This window comes from Anaerocolumna jejuensis DSM 15929 (assembly GCF_900142215.1).
GTDB lineage: Bacteria > Bacillota > Clostridia > Lachnospirales > Lachnospiraceae > Anaerocolumna > Anaerocolumna jejuensis.
In genome coordinates, this window is record NZ_FRAC01000063.1 from 1 (window position 1) to 3,881 (window position 3,881).

4 protein-coding genes are annotated in these 3,881 nt (G+C 35.4%); all 4 read right to left on the reverse strand.

Annotation, left to right across the window (positions count from 1 at the left end):
• Window positions 1-261: 261 nt before the first annotated feature.
• A complete protein-coding gene (locus BUB77_RS28890) occupies window positions 262-1,104 on the reverse strand; it encodes a DUF4037 domain-containing protein (protein WP_073280624.1) in 843 nt (280 codons plus the stop codon).
• A 300-nt stretch (window positions 1,105-1,404) separates the two neighbouring features.
• Window positions 1,405-2,259 carry an alpha/beta hydrolase gene (locus BUB77_RS28895; RefSeq protein WP_073280625.1) on the reverse strand — a complete coding sequence of 285 codons (855 nt, stop codon included), beginning with the start codon at window positions 2,257-2,259 and terminating at the stop codon, window positions 1,405-1,407.
• Between the two features lie 65 nt (window positions 2,260-2,324).
• Complete coding sequence (locus tag BUB77_RS28900; protein ID WP_170866788.1) at window positions 2,325-2,960, reverse strand: GNAT family N-acetyltransferase; 636 nt, start codon at window positions 2,958-2,960, stop codon at window positions 2,325-2,327.
• A 41-nt stretch (window positions 2,961-3,001) separates the two neighbouring features.
• Complete coding sequence (locus BUB77_RS28905) at window positions 3,002-3,751, reverse strand: alpha/beta hydrolase (protein ID WP_073280627.1); 750 nt, start codon at window positions 3,749-3,751, stop codon at window positions 3,002-3,004.
• Between the last annotated feature and the right edge of the window lie 130 nt (window positions 3,752-3,881).

The window sequence follows — 3,881 nt, forward strand, 5'->3', positions numbered from 1 at the left end:
TTGCATGAACTTATCATCAATATTGCCTCAAAACTAATTACAGGCTACCACTTGTCTACCTTTCGGAACGTTAATATAATAAATATAATGGGAAGCTCCCTATTGAAGGGAATGTGAACTTAACTTGCCTTTACCTGTTTTTAATACTTAGAATATAATCGCCACTGAACATCTTTTGCATTTTGTATATGCTCCCAAATCCAGCGGTAGGAGGTTGTTTGGCTTGGCATCTATATGCTTAAGCATAATCTATCATCTATCTTAAAAAGTATTGAAAATAAAGAAAGGTTTAGTAAATATATTAGGATAGTTTTCAACACTTTCTTTCTCAATAGTATTTTTGTCGTTCATGTATTGTTGTATGTTACGATATACTTCCATAAACAAATCGTATATGTCAAGGAGATTATTATTTTCCTCGATTTCTTCAAGCATTTTCAGTATTCCGAAGTCATTGTCCAAATGATGCAACCCTTTCGAAAGCCATTTAGTCGGCGGATAATATAAATTGTTAAGTATGTAAGGAAGTCGAAGCATCGCCTCAATCGCTCTGTAGAGGTAAATCCTCGCTTCGCTCTTCTTATTACGATTTAATGCTTCTTTGAAATTATATACACCACTATCATTGATTGTTACCCAGAGCCCTCTAATAATACTTTTTTTCATATCCTCAGGATAAAAGTCCACTCTTTCTTGAATCTTGGGCAAAAGGTTTTTGGGGTCCCATACAGCAATCGCCTGAGCTAAATTGTTGACGGCATACGGATTAAACTCCTTCCAAAATCTATCCATATCATTATTTATTATATGTTTGATTTTCCAGTACTCACCGCCAAATTCGTATGATACCCTTACTAGTTCTTTCCAATATGTATCTCCAAAGAAAATATCAGTTATCTGATTCCTTAGTTCAGCTGATATATCAATATCAATAAAGAAATCCATATCGACATCTGAATTCTGATCACAAAATCCGTATGCTACAGACCCCTCAACAAAAACAAGTATATTATCTGCTACTTGAGATGAGATTGCCTTTATTCGTGGCAAAATAACCTCAATAAAATGTTCTTTTCCTATGCGCACATAATCCGCCTGTGTCATAATTCTTCCTCCTTCATAGCTAATTTTCCATATACTGACATAATTCTTTGAGAACTTCGCCATTTTTTTGAGATCCACTACTTTCTCGTGAGAATTTAAAAAAGTCAGATGGGTATTATAATTCAATTTACCAATTATACAAATAAATTGTCACTTATTTAAATATTTAACAAAATCTCACTTGTTTACTAAGGTATACATGTATGCATAATAGATTTTATACCTTCTCTGAGGCCTATATAATGTAACACTCCCATAACATAAGCCTTAATAAATCGTATTTTACATTAATACCATTCTTTATGGATTTTGTATAAATTTCTCAATATAATCAATCAAATCATCTGTCCAAAAGGCAGCTCCCCCGTGATTTACACCTTCAAGCTCATAATAAGTGACCGTTTTATGATTATCTTTAAGTATTTTATAAAGTCTTCTGCTCTGGTCAACTGATACTATACTATCTTGGTCTCCATGTAGCAGCAATACAGGCGGTAGATTTACTTCTTTAGTTATATACATCTCGCATGACGCTTTTACAGCGAGTGCCTTATTATCCTTCACGCTGCCCACTCCAAGCAAATCAGCAGTCGGTCTTGTTTTCATCCAAGGCGGCAATGACTCAGATTGGCACAGCATAAGATCAGCAGGTGCCGATTCTGCAATAACTCCCTTTATCGTATATGGAAAAATACATTGGTTTGAATAAAGTCCGTGAGCCATTGCAAATGAGGCCAGCAATGCAATATGTCCCCCAGATGAATTTCCCGCAAAGAAAATACGTTCAGTATCAATGTGAAGTTTCTCTGCATTTTCTATCAGATAATTCATTGCATTATGTACATCGTATATCTGTGCTGGAAAAACTGCAATATCCGATTCTCTGTACTGCATTGCAGCAAAGAAAATACCTCGTTCCGCAATGTGTGTGTACTGTGGTATATTATTATACATTTCCTGCTTGTGCCATGCCGAGCCCGGGATAAATAAAACAAGTGGAAATTTCTCATTTTTCTCCCATGTACGTCTGTATGGAAAAATCATCTGCAAATATCTTTTACAGCCCTCATAATTGACATACTCCTCATCAGGTGCATAGAGCCATTCAATTTCATCGCAGGTGATTTTTAGTTTTTGAACCGTGTAATTTTCCATATATTTTCACCTTGAATTCCTTTTTTTATTAATAGTTCGTTTGCTCGGCAAATAGGACAGGGAACTCACTGTATTATAGAATGACTGTGAATAAAAAATTCTTCCTGACTTGGCTGGTATTTTTTCTCCAGGCTTTCCAAACTCTCGTCAAAGCGCACAGCTTCTTGTTCATCTATCTCAAATACAGGACTTTGATAGTAAATCCATTTCCTTCCGTCCAAGACATCTGGTTTGAGTTCCTTTACCATCATTGCCGCCGGATATGTCCCGTTTTCAAGACAGACATTGTACTTTTTGCAGCTTTTAAAACCGCGGCTTACATAATTATTTGGATTTCCAAATATTACAATCACATCATGCCCAAGTGCGGCCGCCTGTTCAAAGGAATACTCTATTAGTTTTTTTCCATACCCCTTTCTCTGATATTCTGGCAAAATGCAAACTGGACCGAAAGTAAGGATATTTTTTTCTTCCCCAGACTCATCAATTAGTTTTGCTTTCGTATACATGATATTCCCGATGATCTGATTATCAACTTCAATCACCAGGTCTAACTCCGGCAGAAAGTCTTTGTGGGATCGCATAACATGAACTAAATAGTGTTCAATGCACCCCTGAATATATAAATTCCAAAAAGATTTCCTTGTGATTTCTTCTACTCTCTCATAATCTGTTTCTTCTTCATTTCTAATCTTAATCATTTTGTTCATTTATTAACCTCCGCTAAATCACTTAAGGATTATTACAATATTTTAACCATCTCATGCCCGATTCCTTCAAACACAGCATATTCGTGAGGAATATTCAATGAATCTAAATACAGATGCATAATCTCATTATCGCAAAACAATATATCAGCCGTTCCGACATGAATTTTTATGTGTAACCCATCACATATTTTTTCTGCATTTTGTCTTATCACATATAAAATATTGTTTTCTTCTAAATATGTCTCCTCTCTCATCATATCTTCATATAATTTGGCAGCTTTGTCTGGCGATTCCCCTACACCACGGTAACCTTTGTGATAATAATGGTGGTAAGTACCTGCGTAGGCAGTTACAGAAGCAAACAGTTCAAGATATTTAACAGCATAATAAAAAGCCATTCCGCCACCCATTGAAAAACCAGAAATCGACCTATTTTCACGGGTTGCGTCTGTCCTGTATTTTCCGTCGATATGCGGTATCAATTCATTAATTATCATTGATTCGACAGGCAGATTTTCAATATTTTCGATAACTGGCGAATTGTTGGAAAAAACGGTAATGGATTGCCTGTTTGTATAAACATTTTCCAAAGCCCATATATCGGTTGATTCGTTGCCCGTCCACCCGTGAAGATAATACGAAACCGGGTATTTTTTGCTGCTTTTTTCATAATTAGGCGGAAGATAGATATTATAACCGATTTCGTGACCGAACAGTTCGCTGTAAAATGTTTTGTGGGTAACATTTTGAGGTGATTCTGATGGTGGATTTATATAATTCATTTTGTTTTCACTCCTCGCTAATTAAATAAATTTGTTAACCATATTTTACCACTAATATCGACAAAATAAAATACATACTTACTCACAGATGGTAAGTTACCCCAGCAAACATTAGTAATATAAGTAATAT